The organism is Metaclostridioides mangenotii (assembly GCF_018917235.1).
In the GTDB taxonomy this organism is placed as follows: domain Bacteria; phylum Bacillota; class Clostridia; order Peptostreptococcales; family Peptostreptococcaceae; genus Metaclostridioides.
In genome coordinates, this window is sequence record NZ_JAHLOF010000006.1 from 220,288 (window position 1) to 237,415 (window position 17,128).

15 protein-coding genes and 1 pseudogene are annotated in these 17,128 nt (G+C 29.6%); 2 read left to right on the forward strand and 14 right to left on the reverse strand.

What is annotated here, in order from left to right:
- Positions 1-227: 227 nt before the first annotated feature.
- Positions 228-722 carry a ferritin-like domain-containing protein gene (locus tag KQI18_RS10635; RefSeq protein WP_216467843.1) on the forward strand — a complete coding sequence of 165 codons (495 nt, stop codon included), beginning with the start codon at positions 228-230 and terminating at the stop codon, positions 720-722.
- 520 nt (positions 723-1,242) lie between these two features.
- Here the strand turns inward: KQI18_RS10635 and KQI18_RS14580 are convergent.
- The 14 genes and pseudogenes from KQI18_RS14580 to KQI18_RS10705 all read right to left on the reverse strand — a co-directional run.
- Positions 1,243-1,311: pseudogene (locus KQI18_RS14580) on the reverse strand (XkdX family protein); the annotation flags it as partial.
- Between the two features lie 364 nt (positions 1,312-1,675).
- Complete coding sequence (locus KQI18_RS10645; RefSeq protein WP_216467845.1) at positions 1,676-2,575, reverse strand: glycoside hydrolase family 73 protein; 900 nt, start codon at positions 2,573-2,575, stop codon at positions 1,676-1,678.
- Between the two features lie 216 nt (positions 2,576-2,791).
- Positions 2,792-3,955: an AI-2E family transporter gene (locus KQI18_RS10650; protein ID WP_216467847.1), complete on the reverse strand. Its 1,164-nt coding sequence runs from the start codon at positions 3,953-3,955 to the stop codon at positions 2,792-2,794.
- Positions 3,956-4,106: 151 nt separating this feature from the next.
- Positions 4,107-4,958, reverse strand: a complete 852-nt coding sequence (locus tag KQI18_RS10655) for an AraC family transcriptional regulator (RefSeq protein ID WP_216467848.1) — start codon at positions 4,956-4,958, stop codon at positions 4,107-4,109.
- A 287-nt stretch (positions 4,959-5,245) separates the two neighbouring features.
- Positions 5,246-7,096: an ABC transporter ATP-binding protein gene (locus tag KQI18_RS10660; RefSeq protein ID WP_216467850.1), complete on the reverse strand. Its 1,851-nt coding sequence runs from the start codon at positions 7,094-7,096 to the stop codon at positions 5,246-5,248.
- A complete protein-coding gene (locus KQI18_RS10665) occupies positions 7,089-9,440 on the reverse strand; it encodes an ABC transporter ATP-binding protein (protein WP_216467851.1) in 2,352 nt (783 codons plus the stop codon). The genes KQI18_RS10660 and KQI18_RS10665 overlap by 8 nt, the downstream gene beginning before the upstream one ends.
- An 82-nt stretch (positions 9,441-9,522) precedes the next feature.
- Positions 9,523-9,987, reverse strand: coding sequence for a MarR family winged helix-turn-helix transcriptional regulator (locus tag KQI18_RS10670; protein WP_216467852.1), 465 nt, complete (start codon positions 9,985-9,987; stop codon positions 9,523-9,525).
- A 220-nt stretch (positions 9,988-10,207) separates the two neighbouring features.
- Positions 10,208-10,771, reverse strand: coding sequence for a beta-class carbonic anhydrase (locus KQI18_RS10675; RefSeq protein ID WP_216467853.1), 564 nt, complete (start codon positions 10,769-10,771; stop codon positions 10,208-10,210).
- Positions 10,772-10,849: 78 nt separating this feature from the next.
- Positions 10,850-11,725: an alpha/beta hydrolase gene (locus tag KQI18_RS10680; protein WP_216467854.1), complete on the reverse strand. Its 876-nt coding sequence runs from the start codon at positions 11,723-11,725 to the stop codon at positions 10,850-10,852.
- Positions 11,726-11,925: 200 nt separating this feature from the next.
- Positions 11,926-12,894 (reverse strand): sulfite reductase subunit C, encoded by a 969-nt coding sequence (gene asrC, locus KQI18_RS10685; RefSeq protein WP_216467855.1) that lies wholly within the window; start codon positions 12,892-12,894, stop codon positions 11,926-11,928.
- An 11-nt stretch (positions 12,895-12,905) separates the two neighbouring features.
- Positions 12,906-13,700, reverse strand: a complete 795-nt coding sequence (gene asrB / locus KQI18_RS10690; RefSeq protein ID WP_216467856.1) for an anaerobic sulfite reductase subunit AsrB — start codon at positions 13,698-13,700, stop codon at positions 12,906-12,908.
- Positions 13,690-14,709 (reverse strand): anaerobic sulfite reductase subunit AsrA, encoded by a 1,020-nt coding sequence (gene asrA / locus KQI18_RS10695; protein WP_216467857.1) that lies wholly within the window; start codon positions 14,707-14,709, stop codon positions 13,690-13,692. Before asrA ends, asrB begins: the two co-directional genes overlap by 11 nt.
- A 191-nt stretch (positions 14,710-14,900) precedes the next feature.
- Entirely contained in the window at positions 14,901-15,602 is a 702-nt protein-coding gene (locus tag KQI18_RS10700) for a Crp/Fnr family transcriptional regulator (RefSeq protein ID WP_236887738.1), read from the reverse strand.
- A gap of 193 nt (positions 15,603-15,795) precedes the next feature.
- On the reverse strand, positions 15,796-16,095 hold the full coding sequence (locus KQI18_RS10705) for a rhodanese-like domain-containing protein (RefSeq protein ID WP_257431367.1): 300 nt from the start codon (positions 16,093-16,095) through the stop codon (positions 15,796-15,798).
- 281 nt (positions 16,096-16,376) lie between these two features.
- Between KQI18_RS10705 and KQI18_RS10710 the strand changes: the two genes are divergently transcribed.
- A partial coding sequence (locus KQI18_RS10710) for a CapA family protein (protein WP_216467858.1) occupies positions 16,377-17,128 on the forward strand: 752 nt, incomplete at its 3' end.

A 17,128-nucleotide genomic window follows, 5' to 3' on the forward strand; every position in this document is an offset into this window, starting at 1 on the left:
CGATTAAACATAAAACTTATTTTCCTATTTGAAATACTTTAAAGATTTATCTAACCTACATACTAAAAATTCTACAGGGTTTAATTCCTTTTTTATCGAATATATCCATACTATCACCTCTTAGGGATAGTATGGTTAAGTGATGGTTATTTTAAGCATCATTTCCATGAATGTATCCAAATATTATTTAAAACATATATCTATAGTAAACACTTAGGAGGTTTATTATGTATGAAGAAATTTACCGAGATCCTATAGAGCAGGATACTATAAATATGATTGGCGAAACCATAATATCTAAAGAAAGACACTTGCAATTTTTTCAGTGGTTGATTGATCATGTTATGATATCGGAACTGTCTCCTATACCATCTCTTTCTCTAGCAGAAGCTAAACAAGTAATAACACTTTTAGAATATGTAAGAGATGAGGAACTAAAACATTTATACTTGCTGCAAAATATATATTATAGACTTACAGGATTATATCCACCACTATTTGAAGAAGTTTTTTATCCACCAAAAAATCTTATAGCCGGATTAGAAAACGCTTTAATGGAAAACTTAGAATCCACTAAAAAATATAGACTCATAATGAACGATTTACCATCATCTTATGATAGAGATATGATATCAAGTATCATATCTGATGAGCTAAATCATATTGGTATATATAATTCTTTACTTACAAAATTTTCAAATATAGAGCAAACAATAAAATAGGGTAGCAATTAAGCTACCCTTTTACTATCTACATTAATTTTCTACCTTCCAACCATTTAACTACAAAATGTCTCCTTAAAGTTATTTTATTTTAATACCAAAAACACCTTCAGATATTTAAAGGTGTTCATGGTAAATAGGAAATTAAAAGTCAAAACACCGAAAGAATAAAAGTCAGTCAGTGCTATTACAATATATTAAACTCCCATTAATATTATGCTAAAAATACCTATTTTAAATGTCTTTTTTAAGTTGATGTTAAAATCAGTAAATATAATAATTTATTTTATCCCTAAACAAGAAGTGTAATGGATTTTAGTACTACTAATAATATATAAACTGTAACCATATGTTGTGCATTCTAATCTTAAATACAAAAACACCACTGGTTCAGAGTCAGATAGCAATATAACCAGGGTGTTTTGTATAATTTAAAAAACAATTTTACTGATGACGAAGGTATTGATTAAATCAGTACAATAATAGTATGCTATTATTTTTCGTTTTTATACTAAAAAGACTACTTCGTATAGTCCTCGCTAGTTATTTCCTTAAATTCTGTTTCTGTTATCTTCTGCTTGTCTACTGCGCATCTAAAATCACTTCAAATGTCTCTGGCTTTACATTAAAATCAAAGTCCATATTTTCAACCTTTTTATAAGAAACTGTATTTTTGAGTATTGGATTTTTTTTACTACACCCTGAAACTAGGCTGATAATAACCAATAAACCGTCAAAATAGATACTATTTTTTTCATATTTACACCTCCAAACACATAATAGCCTCTATCTATTACATGAATGTTACAACCTCAGAGAGATAATATGTCTTTGTTATAAATTCAAATCAAGATAACTTTGATTCTGGCTACAACTAGTATGAAATGAAATAGGGAGGATTAGTAACTAAGTTACTTAGTTACTTAGTTACTTACTAATCTGCCCTATAATTATTACTTCGTATTTTGAGCTTCACTGTCAATTAACTGTAAATCGTACTGCCTTATCAAATTTATTAGTCTTTCAGCGTAAACTTTATTACCATTTTCATCTATTGCAGTACTGTAGCCAGCTTTTTCAAGAGCTTTAGCTTGATAGATGTATGTATTTGAATCAAAAACTCCATTTTCTCTGTACCTCTTGTTTTTAAATAAAAACTCTGCATGATCCTTTATAGATTCACTTTTATCATTGTATATTCTAAACTTACTGTTTACCATCGTATCTTTATGCTCCATTGTTTCTAAAGTTACATATTGGCCTTTCCAGTTTTCATCTGCTTTTATTCCAAATAAATTATTATAATTTTTAGATAAACTTGATTCACCCCAATTTGATTCTAATATTGCCTGGGCTATAGTTATTGATGGTAGTACATCGTATTCTTTATAATTTTTAATTGAGTCTTCCTTTATATCTTCAATAAATTTCATATATTTACTATTTGGATCTAATCTATCTGGTTTTATTCCAAAACCATTTAAATCATCTAGGTATTTATATGTCAATTTTTTCTCTTTATCTTCAAATCCCAAAATCTCCATAGCTTCAGTTATAGAATATAATTTTTTGCCTTCACTGCTATTATCCTCTTTCTTTAGAAATAAATTTGATATTTCTTGTATCTGCTTATCATTTATATTTTTCATATTGTTCTTATTAGATACTGCTAATAATGCTGCTACTTCCTTCCAGTTAATCTGTGCATTATTTCCACTAGCTACATCAGTACTCTCTATAAATTGATTTATATCTATATCGCTTTTATTTATCTCTTTAAAATTTAGTTTATTAACTAGTGTAACAGCCATTAATATAACTAAAATTATAATAATGAACCTTTTTACTCTCATAATTATGTCCTCCCTATTGTCGATATTCTCAATTGTACAATAGAAACGTTACAAGAAGTTTACATTTAGGGTAAATTTCAATTAAAATTCACATTATAGTCATATATTTAATATTATTTTTTAATATAAAAAACTATACTTACAAAAATCGATGCTATGATTTCAAAAAAATAAAGCAGCAACTATATTTAGTTGCTGCTTTTATATTATTATATGTTACATATAATCCTCAGTTTCCTTAGGAAGCCCTCGTTTATCTAATTTATATTCAACTACTTCTTTAATTATTGAGTAAATCACTGCAAATAGCGGAACTCCTATAACCATTCCAACAAAACCTAGAAGCTTTCCAGTTACTAAGAGAGAGAAAAGAATCCAAAACGCCGAAATACCTATAGAATCCCCTAGTATCTTAGGTCCTATAATATTACCGTCAATTTGCTGTATGACAAGTATTATAAGCATAAGCCAAAGCGCCTTAATAGGAGATACAAACATTACAATAATAATTGAAGGTATTGCTCCAAAAAAAGGTCCAAAGAATGGAATTATATTTGTTACACCAATTATTACTGAGATAAGTAGAGTATATGGCATTTTTACTATCGTTAGAATAACAAATGTTAGTATACCAATTATAAATGAATCTAATATTTTTCCACTTAAGAATTTACCAAAAGTATCATTACTTCTATGCGTAAGCTCAACAATCTTATTTGCAACTTCTTTTGAGAATAGTGCAAATAGTACTTTTTTACTAAGTGCATAGAATCTTTCCTTATCTATAAGTAAGTATACAGATATTATTAAACCTAAGACTATATTCCATATACTTGAAAGAATATCTCTTAACATTACGCCCAATAAAGGTATCAAATCTGTAGCAAAGTTTATCACGTACACTACAAAATCATTCCACTTCTGAGTCGCAAACGTAAGATACTCACCAGTAAGATTTAGATTCGTCATAATATCATCAATCCATTTAGTAGTCTGAGTTACATATTTAGGTATATCATTCGCAAGACCTATTAAACTATCAATAAGTTGTGGCAAAACGAAATGGATAAATAGGTACATTAAAAGTGCCGCTGTTAGATATGTAAGTATCATTCCTATTGCCCTTTTTAGCTTAGGCTTCATACTTTTTAATCCATCAACGCAAAGTACTTTTTCTTCATAAAATTTCAGAATAAAATTAAGAATATAAGCGAGTGCAAATCCTACTATAAATGGTTGTAATGTAGATAGAGCATTGCCTATTTTTTTGTTGAATAAATCCATTTGAGACGCTATTAAATAAAATACAGTACTTCCAACAACAACTAAGAATAAGTATATCGCTATTGTAGTGTATTTTTTATTCCAATTTATTTTCATATTTTCCTCCTCATTATAGTCTATTTAGATTTTAACATAAATTTTACTTTTTTATAACAAAATGGCGAATATAACATATAAATATTGATTTACAGTAATATAAAACAAAAAAAGTGGCTTAAGACCACTTTTTTAATATTTCCATATATATTTATTTTTTTACAATAGGCACCCAAACCTCAAATTTAGAGTTTTGCGGATCTTCATTTAAGTAAACTTCTATGTCTGGAGCATCTCCATACTCATAACCTGATGTTGGAAGCCATTCAGTGATAGCTCTTTTTTCTATATCTTGTATAGCAGTTGGCATAGGCCCCTCACCTGTAAATACAGCCCAAGTACATCCAGGTACTTCGTACTCACACATTCCCTCTGGTGTTTGCTTATCACTTGATACAGCTATGTAATATTCCCAATCTACCTCATCACCAATACAAGCACTAACACCTAGAACGCCCAATGGTTCTTTATTCATTAGAGGAACTAGCTCTGCAAGCGTACCACTTTTAGCAACTTCTCGCCACATTTTAGGTACCGTTTCAAAATTTGATTCAATATCATTCTTAAGCTTTTCCTTTACCCCAATAATTCTAAACGCATCTTTTTTTATTATCTTATAATCCATTTCTGCAACTCCTTTTATAGATATTTTAAAGGTAATACGAGGAAAAGCTTTCAAACACACACCCTCCTTCTGAGCTGCCGATGGAGAGATACCATGTATATTTTGAAATGCTCTATTAAATGAAGTTGGGGACTCATATCCATATCTCATAGCAACATTGATGACTTTATCTCCACTCTGAAGGTCGAAAGCTGCCATTGTAAGTCTTCTACGTCTTATATATTCAGAAAGAGGTGTTCCAGAAATATAAGAGAACATTCTTTGAAAATGATAAGTCGAGCAACATGCAATTTTAGCTGCTTTATTGTACTTTATCTCTCCTTTTAAATTATCCTCAATATAATCTAGTGCTTCGTTCAAATTTTTTAACCATTCCATCGTAACATCTCCTTATACATAAATTTTACTATAGCTAATGAAAGCATTCCTCACATTTTGTGCACAATAATGCGAGTATTTATCCTATTAAATCAATATACTTACAATTAAAAAACTATCTTGTTTCCATCAACTTTTCTGATACGTTAAGAAACTCACTACTATTTACATGGCCCTATATAAATTAATATAGCAGAACTAATATACAAATACTAATAAAAAATAAGATCTCAAAGGAGAGAATATTCTCTTCCTTGAGACCTTATTTAATGTAGTTTTATTTTATTTTAACTAACTTCTTCGTTATTTTCAAACTGTGAATTATAAAGATCTTTATAGAACCCACCAGCCTCTAGAAGCTCTTCATGACTTCCTTGTTCAATAATATCTCCGTTGTTCATAACGAGTATCATATCAGCATCTCTAATTGTAGACAACCTATGTGCAATTACAAAACTTGTTCTACCCTCCATAAGATTATCCATAGCCTTCTGAATAAGTATCTCTGTTCTAGTATCTACAGAACTTGTAGCTTCATCAAGTATTAAAATCTTAGGATCAGCTAATATTGCACGTGCTATAGTCAGGAGTTGCTTTTGTCCTTGAGAAACATTGTCCGCATCTTCTGTTAATTCCATATTGTAACCATCAGGTTGGGTCTTGATAAATCTATGAGCGTAAGCTGATTTAGCTGCACTTATTACTTCTTCGTCAGATGCATCAAGTCTACCATATCTTATATTTTCCATAACAGAACCATTAAACAACCAGGTATCTTGTAACACCATTCCGAATAATTCTCTAAGTTCTCCTCTGTTAAAATCTTTAATATTGTTACCATCTATCAAAATTTCGCCACTTTTCAAATCATAAAATCTCATTAGTAATTTTACAATTGTAGTTTTACCAGCTCCGGTAGGTCCAACTATCGCAATTTTTTGTCCAGGTTTTACACTAGCACTAAAGTCATTTATAATAGTTTTGTCTTTATTGTAACCGAAATTCACATGTTTAAATTCAATTTCACCTTCTATATTTTCTATAGAAACTGGATTGTTTACTATTTGTTGTTCTTCCTCTTCCTCTAAGAATTCAAACACTCTTTCGGATGCTGCGGCTGTTGATTGAAGTAAATTCGCAACTTGTGCAATTTGAGTCATAGGTTGTGTAAAGTTTCTTACATACTGTATAAATGATTGTATATCCCCAACTTCTATTGTCTTCTTAATAGCTAACCAACCACCTAGTATAGATACTACAACATAACCTAAGTTTCCGATAAATGCCATAAGAGGCTGCATTATACCAGATAAAAACTGTGACTTCCAAGCTGAATTATATAGTTCATCATTTAATTTGTTAAACTCATCTATGCTAGATTCTTCTCCATTAAATACCTTTACTATATTTTGACCACTGTAAGCTTCTTCAACATGACCATTTACATTGCCTAAATACTCTTGTTGAGACCTGAAGTATTTTTGTGACCTTTTAACTATCACAGATATTAATAGCATTGAAATTGGTACTATAAATAAAACTGCAGCTGTCATAATCCAACTTATAGATAACATCATAATTAATACCCCTACCATTGTTGTTACCGATGTTATAAGTTGTGTCATACTTTGATTCAAACTTTGATTTAGTGTATCTATATCATTAGTAACTCTAGATAAAACCTCACCATGAGTTTTTGAATCAAAATACTTCATAGGAAGTCTATTCATCTTTTCAGATAATTCTTTTCTCAAATTATAAGTAATTTTCTGAGATATTCCACTCATTATAAACCCTTGAACAAATGAGAATATTGAGCTAATAATGTAAAGACAGACTAAAGTAAGTAGTATTTTTTCTATAGCTGCAAAGTCTATACCAGCTCCATCAATCCCTGATATTTTATTCATCAAGCCCTCAAATATCTTTGTAGTAGCTTTACCTAAAATTTTAGGACCAACTATTGAGAAGGCTGCACTACCTATAGCAAATAATATTACAAATATTATGGATGCTTTGTACTTAGACATATATGAAAGTAATTTTTTCATTGTACCTTTAAAATCTGATGCTTTTTCTCCTGCAGCACTCATTCCTCGTCCCATAGAATCTCTTCTTGGTCTATTGTTTTTACTCATGTTCCAGCTCCTCCTTTGAAAGTTGAGATAAAGCAATCTGCTTATAAACCTCACAATTATTTAGAAGCTCTTTATGTGTACCTTTTCCAACAATTTTTCCTTCATCTAAAACAATTATTTGCTCTGCCTGTAGTATAGTACTAATTCTTTGAGCTACTATAAGCATTGTACTATTCTTAACCTTACTCTTTAAAGCTCTTCTGAGTTTAGCATCAGTTTTTAAGTCAAGAGCAGAAAAACTATCGTCAAATATATATATTTCTGGATTTTTTGCTATTGCTCTAGCAATTGAAAGTCGTTGCTTCTGACCACCTGATACATTTGTACCGCCTTGTGATATTTCGGTAGCGTACTTGTCAGGTTTATTCTCAATAAACTCAGTTGCTTGTGCTATAGAAGCCGCTTCATCTATCTCTTCTTCAGTCGCATCTTCTTTACCGTATTTAAGATTAGACTCTATCGTACCAGAGAATAAAACTCCTTTTTGAGGTACATATCCAAGCTTCGCTCTTAAATCATGTTGAGATACATCTCTTACATCAACTCCATCTACTAATATTTCCCCTTCTGTTACATCATAAAAACGAGGTATTAAGTTTACAAGAGTCGTCTTACCACTACCAGTACTTCCAATAAATGCAGTAGTTTCACCTGGTTTTGCGGTAAATGTTATATTTTCAAGTATAGATTCTTCAGAATCAGAAAATTTAAATGATACGTTTTTAAATTCAACATAACCTTTTTTACTATTATCAAAATCTTTAGCAACTTCCGGATTGTGTATTGTTGCTTCAGTCGTAAGTACTTCATCTATACGATTAGCTGAAACTGACGCCCTTGGCAACATAACTGATACCATTGATATCATTAAAAATGACATTATTATCTGCATTGTATATTGTATAAATGCCATCATATCCCCTACTTGCATAGCACCAGAATCTATTCCATAAGCACCTTTCCATACTATTAATATTGTAATCAAATTCATAATTAGCATCATTGATGGCATCATGCAAACCATCATTCTATTTACAAAAAGATTTGTCTTAGTAAGATCTCTATTTGCTTTATCAAATCTTTTCTCTTCATATCTTTCGTTGCTAAACGCTCTAATAACTGGTATACCTGTGACTATTTCACGAGTTACTAAGTTTAATCTATCAACTAACTTCTGAACTAATTTAAATTTAGGCATAACCAATGCAAATAAAACTATAACTAAAGACAACATAGCTACAACTGCAACTGCAATTATCCATGCCATCGAAGTATTTGTATTTAGTACTTTAATTACACCCCCAACTCCCATTATAGGAGCATAGAACACTATTCTAAGAAGCATTACCATAAGTAGTTGTATCTGCTGAATATCATTTGTACTACGAGTGATAAGTGAAGCTGTTGAGAATTTATTGATTTCAGTATTTGAGAAGTGCATTACTTTATCGAATACCTCTCCTCTAAGTCTTCTTCCAACTCCTGCAGCTACTTTAGCAGCTAAAAATCCTACAGAAACTGTGGCTATAACACTCACAAGTGCTATTCCTATCATCTTTGCACCTGTCATCAGGATATAGCTATTTTGAATTTTCTCTGTATCAATACCTATTTTTTCGTACTCTGCCTTTACAAATTTAACAGCGCTTTGTGTAACTATAGTATCAGGCATATCATCTATTTTTTTATAAATTTCTTCATTTACTTCTTTTAGATTTTCTTCAGGCATCTGTGAAAAAACTTCAAACAGATCTATATCTTTAGAATCTTTAGCTTGAGTAGTGGGAACACTTGCCTGCCCACTTGGAATATTTTGTTTACCATTTGGAACTTGCCCTTGCATTTGCTGTTTCTTCATCTGCTCTTGCATTTGCTTTTCCATATTTTTTTGAATTTCTTCTTTTATTTTCTTAGTCTCTTTGCTGTTGCTTTCAAATGTAGATACAACAAGCATTGATTTTCCAAAAATATCGTTAAGATTTTCAATAGTATCTTTATTCTCTGTATTTAATTTATATAGTTTCTCGGCTTTTAATTTAGGATACTTTTCTTGTACATCTTTATACTCTGATTCTGACATATCTCTCTTATCTATAATTTTGTAACTGTCCAATATCTTATCTTTGTCTTTAGAATCTACAAAAAGTAATATTTTATCTAGTTCATTCTTTCTTATTACATCAGGAACAGCATTTTTTACTCCTCCCTGTTGTATACCTACATTTACTATGTCAGATGTATACGATGGTAACGAAAGATCGCACATGGCTTGAACTACAAGCAATATTACAATTAGTATAATAGATAAAAAAGATTTCTTTAAATATTTGATTAATTTAAACATACTCGATTTCCTCTCAAACTTTAACTTTTTATATCTTTATTTTTCATATTTGCAATTTTATTTTTTTAACTTACTATTTTTATTACTTATGTAGATCTTCACAATCCACGTTTAAATTATCACCTTTTATATTATCAATGATCTGTAAAAGAAGACGCTTTAAAATAATTTTTTCTTCTTCACTGAAGCCTTTGAATGCTTCTATCTCTAATTCAGAATATAACGACTTAAGCCTGTTGCAAACTTTAGAACCTTTAGACGTTAAGTATATCCTTGTAATCCGTTGATCTTCACTGTCCTTTCTTTTCTCTATTAATCCAGCCTTCTCCATTCGGTTTAACATCACAGTATTTGTAGAGGCTTTTACGCTTCTTTTTTCTGCCAATTCCCTTTGACTTTGCCCATCATTTTTAGATAATGAAAACAATATTTGAGGTTGACCTGGATACAAACCTAACTTTTCAAGCTCATTATGTGATCTAATAAAGTGAGCTCTAATAAGTTTGTGGAAAATAAAATTAACACTATCACTTGATTCGTACTCCATAACTACCCTCCTTTTAAATATTAGTTAGACGACTAACAGATATTATACTTTATCTAAATCAAATAGTCAATATTTCTATATTAATTTAATTTTTTTTTAAAAAAAATAATTTTTATAAAGTAAATATAGCATTTGAAAACGTTTTTTAGTTAGTTGGCTAATAAATAAAAACAGACTAAAACTATCTCTTTTAGATATTTTTAGTCTGTCTTCTATAAATTTAGTTTTCGTATCCATTTACTATTAAATCTAATTTTCCAGTTTCAGGAGACATAAGTAGTCCATGCACAGATACATCTTTTGGTACTAACGGATGATTTTTTATGAGATTGACGCAATCTACTACTGATTCTTCAGCTGAATCAAACCCATAAAGCCACTTTCTAACGTTTATACCAGAATTATAAAGTGTATCTATAGTATCTTGTGATATACCCTTATCAATTAGCTTATCAACGACACTATCAACATTTACATTACACATACCACAGCTGTGATGTCCAACTACCATTACGTCCTCTACCCCAAATTCACATATTGCTATAATAATACTTCTAGCCATACTTCCAAATGGGTGAGTTATAGTCGCTCCGGCATTTTTTATAATTTTAGCATCGCCGTTTTTTAAGTTCATAGCTTCAGGTAACAAAGATGTAAGTCTTGTATCCATACATGATAATACTAATATTTTTTTATTAGGATTTTTAGTGGTTTCAAACTCTGCATACTTTTTATTTTCTACAAAATCCTTATTGTACTCTAATATTTGATCTAACTTTTTCATTTTTCACCTTCTTCAAAAATAAATTGCTCGAGATTAATATAATACCCGAAAGCAAATAATAAAATTATAATGTTGGAATTAATTTATATTCTTTAAAAATTTTAATATACTTTTCGTTGTAACACTAAGCTGCTTATCTTGACTTACTATTGCTTCGTTATCGCCTTTTTGTAAACCATAATCACCAAATTGTGAATGGTTTGCTCCTTCAATTTCCACATAAGTAGTATCTGATGGAAGATTATCCTTAGCGCTAATTAAATTTTTATAGTTTAAAACACCATCTTTACTTCCCCAAACAGATAACACATCTTTTCCTAAATCCTTAAGCTCATCACCCATAGGATATGATGCTAACAATACGACTCCATCTACTTCATTATTGTTACTAGCAAACTTAGCAGCCATAGTTCCTCCTAGTGAGTGTCCCCCAACTACCCAAGTATCGATACTCTGATATTTATCTATGACTTGATCACCTTTATTTATAGATAATGTAGCCAAATTAAGAGTCATTGGTACAATTACAACTTGGTATCCTTGTTCTGCTATAGCTTTACATAGAGGTGCATAAGCTTCTGGCTCGATCTTAGCTCCTGGATAAAATATAAAACCTTTAGTTGGAGTTTTTCCTATTGGTGAAAATGATATGAATTTGTTTTCTGAAACCTCAACATTTCTATCGCTAACTAAAGCTTCTTCTGCTAGATTTTGTGGCTTATATGTAATATTAGCCCACACGATAAATCCAATAACTGCTACAACTAATAGAGTTGCTAACCCAATCATTATCTTTTTCATAGTAGAAGGCTTTATTGTTTTATTATCCTTATCATTATTACTTTTTTTATCTTTATTATCCTCTAAATCATATAATAGAGGCTTTTCTAACTCCATAGTTATACTAAAAGTATCATATTTTTTCTTTTTTTTCACTTTAACATCTTTCCCCATAACTAACCTCCAAAACTGTTGAATACTATTATAGTTTAACGTAACTAAAATATTTTTTCAACTGACGAAAAAACTAAAAATATAAATGTAATTTTGATGCTTCACGTTAATATTATTTCTATTTATCTTAACTTTAATATAATTTTCTAAAGAATAAAGTCATATATTCTTTTTAAAATATATGACTTTATATTAATTCATTAATATTTAATTCCACTCCAATATATATTATCATTCATATGTGTAATTTCTGTGAACTTTACATTTTCTAATGCATATTTTTTAAATTCCATAAATCCAGTTCTATCTATAATATACCCAATATGCTCTTTTCCCTTTGGCGCATCTTTATCGATATATTCTTTCACATATTTATAAGTATTTAGTATTATTTTTATTATACTTTCTTCGTCAACCCATTTAAGCCAATCTTCAGCTAGTCTCGGATTTTTCTTTCCAGTTCTTCCCATTATTACTAATCTATAGTATTTATTCTCACTTCTCGTCCATGCAGAGGTTGGACAATTTAAGACACATTCACCACAACCAATACAGGTTTCTTCATTTCTCACGACTTTATTATTTACAGTTTTTAATGCTCCTACAGAAACTTTTTTACATTTTTTAACACATGCACCACATTTTACACATCTATCTATATCGTAAATAGGTAGAGCCATTCCTATTATTCCGAAGTCATTCATTCTTGCTTTTATACAATCATTTGGACATCCAGTTAAAGCTATTTTAAAGTGTAGATCATTTGGAAATACTGCTTTTTCTATACGATTAGCGAACTCTGTTGTATTATATTGTGCCTTTGGACAGGCTTTGTTTCCAATACAAGCAGCAATATTTCTAGTTCCTGCCGCAGGATATCCCGAATTTCTCTCCTCTTGATTAATATCCAATTTATCTATGACTGGTTGAATTAGAATATTAACTTCTTCCATATCTTCCATATCTATACCAAGTATCTCAAAACCTTGTCTTGTTGTTAAGTGAATTTTACCGTCCCCATATTCTGTAGAAATTTTAGAAACAACATTTAAACTTTCCGAATCTATAAGCCCACCTGGAACTCTTACTCTTAATGACGTTATATATCTATTTTTAGTAATTCTGTAAGCATTCTTCATTACTTTTCTAGTATTTAAATCTCTTATCATAAATCCCACCTCTAATCCACTAAATTTTTTGCTTCAGCATAGTTAAATACAGGTCCATCAATACAGATATAAGTATCATCAATTTTACAATGACCACACTTTCCAAGACCGCAGCACATCTTTCTTTCATATGAGACCCATATATTTTTTTCAGCTAAACCTAGCTTTTTAACTTCATCTATTGCAAATTTCATCATAATTGGCGGACCAACTATAATAGCAGATACATTTTCTATATTATTTATTTCAAGCTCAGGTATATACTTAGTAACTAACCCTATATTTCCTGTATAATCTTCATTAGCTCCGTCTACAGTTGCTAATATATTAAGTTTATTATTCCATTTTTTTAAATCCTCTTTAAATAAGGTATCCTCTGGAGATCTAAACCCAGATATTAGACTCAATTTCTCGCATGTATCCACATTATTATAAAAATGTTCTACAATTCCTCTAACTGGCGCTAAAGCACTTCCACCTGTGACGATAACGATTTCCCTTCCTTTATATAAATTTATGTCGAATCCATTTCCATATGGTCCTCTTATAAATAAACTATCTCCAACTTCGTATTTATAAAGTTCTTTAGTTACCTTACCTACATTTCTAATTGTAAAATCTATATACTCATTTGTTAAACCACAAACTGATATTGGACTTTCACCAAACTTTGGTATAGATATTTCATAGAATTGACCTGGAAGTACCTTTTCTGATTTGTTCTCTACTCTAAAAGTCCATTCTTTATCAGTATGCTTGATTATATCAAGAATTTTTACTTTCTCAGGGATGTATTTATTTTCCATGCTGCTTACCTCCTCTTTCTTTCTCAATTTTATCTATTTTTTCTACACAATTAGAAAATGATATATATTCTGGACATGCATCATCACATCTACCACATCCGACACACATGTTGTATCCAAATCTTTCTTTAAAATCGCTAATTTTATGCATTACTTTAAATCTCATCCTATCTCCTTGACTTGATCTAAATGAATGCCCCCCAGCTATGTCTGTGTATCCATCTACTTGGCAAGATGCCCAGACCCTTCTTCTTTCACCCGCATTTTTATTTTCTTTATAAAATATATCCTGCATAGTAAAACATGTACATGTAGGACAGACAAAGTTACACCTTCCACAACCAATACATCTACTATCGTACTCTTTCCAAAGAGAATCGTTCTTTAAAGATCCCAAGTCTATTTTTTGAGGAACTTCAATCGAAATCTTGTTTTCTTTAACGTAATCTACTTCAAAATCTGTAGTTTCTCCACTAAAAATCTCTAGATCTCTATCTTTAATGTCTAAATAAATAGTATCATTATCTATATTCATTCCAATTGAATAATCATTAGTTTTATTTGAATTCATGCTTACACAAAAACAATTTCTATAACTTTCTTTACATCCTATTAAGACAAACTTTACTTTGTCTCTAATTCTCTTGTAAAAATAATCTGGTTCATGTCCGTTATTAAGGTAAATCTCATCAATTCTCTTAACACCATGAATGTCACAAGACCTCATAAATACAAGTAATTTCTTATCTTCAATGTTTGATTCTTTGTACTGATCTTCTGTATAATAAAAAAGAATTTGATTTATTGGTAGAAAAGTTTCCTTTGGAGAATAATTAGACTTCTTGCTAAACTCAATCTCTTCAAAACTTTCTATTTCACTGTAAGATATAAGGTCTGTATCCGAGAAAGTCCCCTTAAATGGTTTTACAGATGGTGCAAATATTTTATACTCTTTACTAAGCTCTTTTAACGCACGATTAAATTCAGATGTGTCTATCTTTATTTTCATAATCATCCACCCCTTCAATTTTAATATTTATATTGTTAAATAAAATTTTATCATTCTATTTATCTAATTTCTGTGATTAATATCACATATAATAATATCTTCTGTTTCTTATAAATAATAAAAAGCACTTCCAAAATGTGTTATTTCCATTTTAGAGGTGCTTTTTATTGATTGAATTATTGTATACTATACTAACTGTTTTGTTTATTGTCTTTAAAGTACCTAACCAATTTTTCAGTTTTAACAAAAATCTTTTTACCTTCATACTTCACTAAATCTTTTTCTTGCAGGGTTTTCATCGCCCTTGACAAGGTCTCTCTTTTAGTACCTAGCATATCAGCTAAATATGTAATAGTTATATTGATATTTAGATATGTCCACTCCCCTTCGTTAATTCCAAATTCCCTACTTAACCTACAAAGTTTTGCTGCAAGCTTTTTATCAACTCTTATAGATATTGAATTTTTTAGTTGTCTGTAAAGTCTTCTGGTTCTTTTTTCTACACAGCTAAACAAATTCGATGTTAAATTAAAATCTTCTTTCATAATCTTTTTAAAATCATCGATAGGAATTTCAGCTACTAATGCTTTTTCAAATGCTTCACATGCTACTGTAGAAGTATGATGTTCTTCAAAGGATATTTCATTTATTAGATCCCCACTATTAAGAATAAAAATTATTTTTAATTCACCATCTTCGCTCATTTTAGATATAGATACTTTTCCGTCGATTAGGACATAAATTTTATCTACTTCCTCTTTTTCACGGATAATAGTCTGCTTTTTCCTGTAAGATTTAACTTCTGATAAATCTATAAATTTAATTTTGGTCTTTTCATTTGTATTTTTCATAAAACCAATTTTTTCAATATCACTCTTACTTATCCTAACCAACAAATTCACCTAACTTTTTATAATAATATAACTATTATAACAAAACTGAAAGTCGATGTCTTACTCAAATATATTTATAAATTTATTATTAAGCTAAAAATAGGGGTGCCCTCAAAATAAAACTATATCATCATTCGAAAACAATATAATTTTCTTTGAGAACACCCCTAAAGTTACCTATTAATTTTCACTGCTATATCTCGCCTTCAATGCCGTTTTTTAAATTATAAAGATATTTAAATCCTAAATCATATAAAATACAACAAGCAGTTACACTTCTATAACCATGATAGCAATAAATAATAACCTTTTTATTTTTATATGATTCAATCATACCTAAATCACAATATAGATATTGCAATGGTATATTGACAGAGTTTTTCAATCTTTCCATATTAAAATCATTACTATTTCTAACATCTAGTAGTAAAATATCATTTTTTGAATTTACCATTTCTTTAAGCTGTTGAAAGCTTATATTTTTGTAAACCACTGTTACACCCCCAAGTTGCAAATTAGGTATACATTAGTCATACCCAATGCACACACTTATAATCTTTTACAATTATCGTGTATATTTACATGTATGTTTAAAAAACATAAATTGTGTGTTATTTAAACATATTGATTCAAATATTGACATTCATTACAAAAATGTAAATATAATGTTATCTACTTTAAGAGTTGTCATACTTTTTTAATCGACAAAATATCACTATTTAGTTATAATATTCATGAATTATATCCATATATAATAATAAAGGAGATATTAAAATGTCAAAAAAAAGAATCAAACGCAGAGTAAAATATAGAATTAAACGTAAACCTTTAATAATATTAATCATAGTATTATTTTTATTTATATTACTTGTTTGGTGTAATATAAAACCAAAAGACAATATAGATAAAAATGTTATTAAGGAAAAGAAGCAAACAAGCATTACTTTGAGTTTTGCAGGTGATGTTACAATGGGTAATGATATGGGCTCCACTGGTGGATATACATTTGACGGAGAATTTATAAATCAAAATAAAGACTACTCTTATTTCTTTAAAAATGTTAAATCAATATTTGAAAACGATGATATTAGTATTGTTAATTTAGAGGGTCCACTAACGACTTCTACATCTGGTGATACTGAAAAACAATTTGCATTTAAAGGAGATCCTACTTATGTGAATATTTTAAAAGAAGGGAATATAGAAGCTGTAGGTATTGCAAATAACCATTCCTTAGATTATTTTGAAAAAGGTTTAGAAGATACTAAAAATGTACTAGATAGTAACGGTATAAAATATGCAGGAATGGGAGAAAAGGCTATCATTGAATCAAAGGGTATTAAAGTTGGGTTACTTGCCTATAACGGCTGGGATTCTAACTATAATGATAAATTTTTAGAAGGCATAAAAAATGATATAAAAGAACTTAAAAAAGAGACCGACTTAGTAACAGTATATTTCCATTGGGGTATAGAAAAAGAAAATTATCCAACTAAAGTTCAAAAAGATTTTGCCCATTTTAGCGT

Coding starts and splice junctions, on each gene's coding strand:
- KQI18_RS10635 (WP_216467843.1), top strand. CDS start 228: ATGTATGAAGAAATTTACCGAGATCCTATAGAGCAGGATACTATAAAT.
- KQI18_RS10645 (WP_216467845.1), bottom strand. CDS start 2,575: ATGAGAGTAAAAAGGTTCATTATTATAATTTTAGTTATATTAATGGCT.
- KQI18_RS10650 (WP_216467847.1), bottom strand. CDS start 3,955: ATGAAAATAAATTGGAATAAAAAATACACTACAATAGCGATATACTTA.
- KQI18_RS10655 (WP_216467848.1), bottom strand. CDS start 4,958: ATGGAATGGTTAAAAAATTTGAACGAAGCACTAGATTATATTGAGGAT.
- KQI18_RS10660 (WP_216467850.1), bottom strand. CDS start 7,096: ATGAGTAAAAACAATAGACCAAGAAGAGATTCTATGGGACGAGGAATG.
- KQI18_RS10665 (WP_216467851.1), bottom strand. CDS start 9,440: ATGTTTAAATTAATCAAATATTTAAAGAAATCTTTTTTATCTATTATA.
- KQI18_RS10670 (WP_216467852.1), bottom strand. CDS start 9,987: ATGGAGTACGAATCAAGTGATAGTGTTAATTTTATTTTCCACAAACTT.
- KQI18_RS10675 (WP_216467853.1), bottom strand. CDS start 10,771: ATGAAAAAGTTAGATCAAATATTAGAGTACAATAAGGATTTTGTAGAA.
- KQI18_RS10680 (WP_216467854.1), bottom strand. CDS start 11,725: ATGGGGAAAGATGTTAAAGTGAAAAAAAAGAAAAAATATGATACTTTT.
- asrC (WP_216467855.1), bottom strand. CDS start 12,894: ATGATAAGAGATTTAAATACTAGAAAAGTAATGAAGAATGCTTACAGA.
- asrB (WP_216467856.1), bottom strand. CDS start 13,700: ATGGAAAATAAATACATCCCTGAGAAAGTAAAAATTCTTGATATAATC.
- asrA (WP_216467857.1), bottom strand. CDS start 14,709: ATGAAAATAAAGATAGACACATCTGAATTTAATCGTGCGTTAAAAGAG.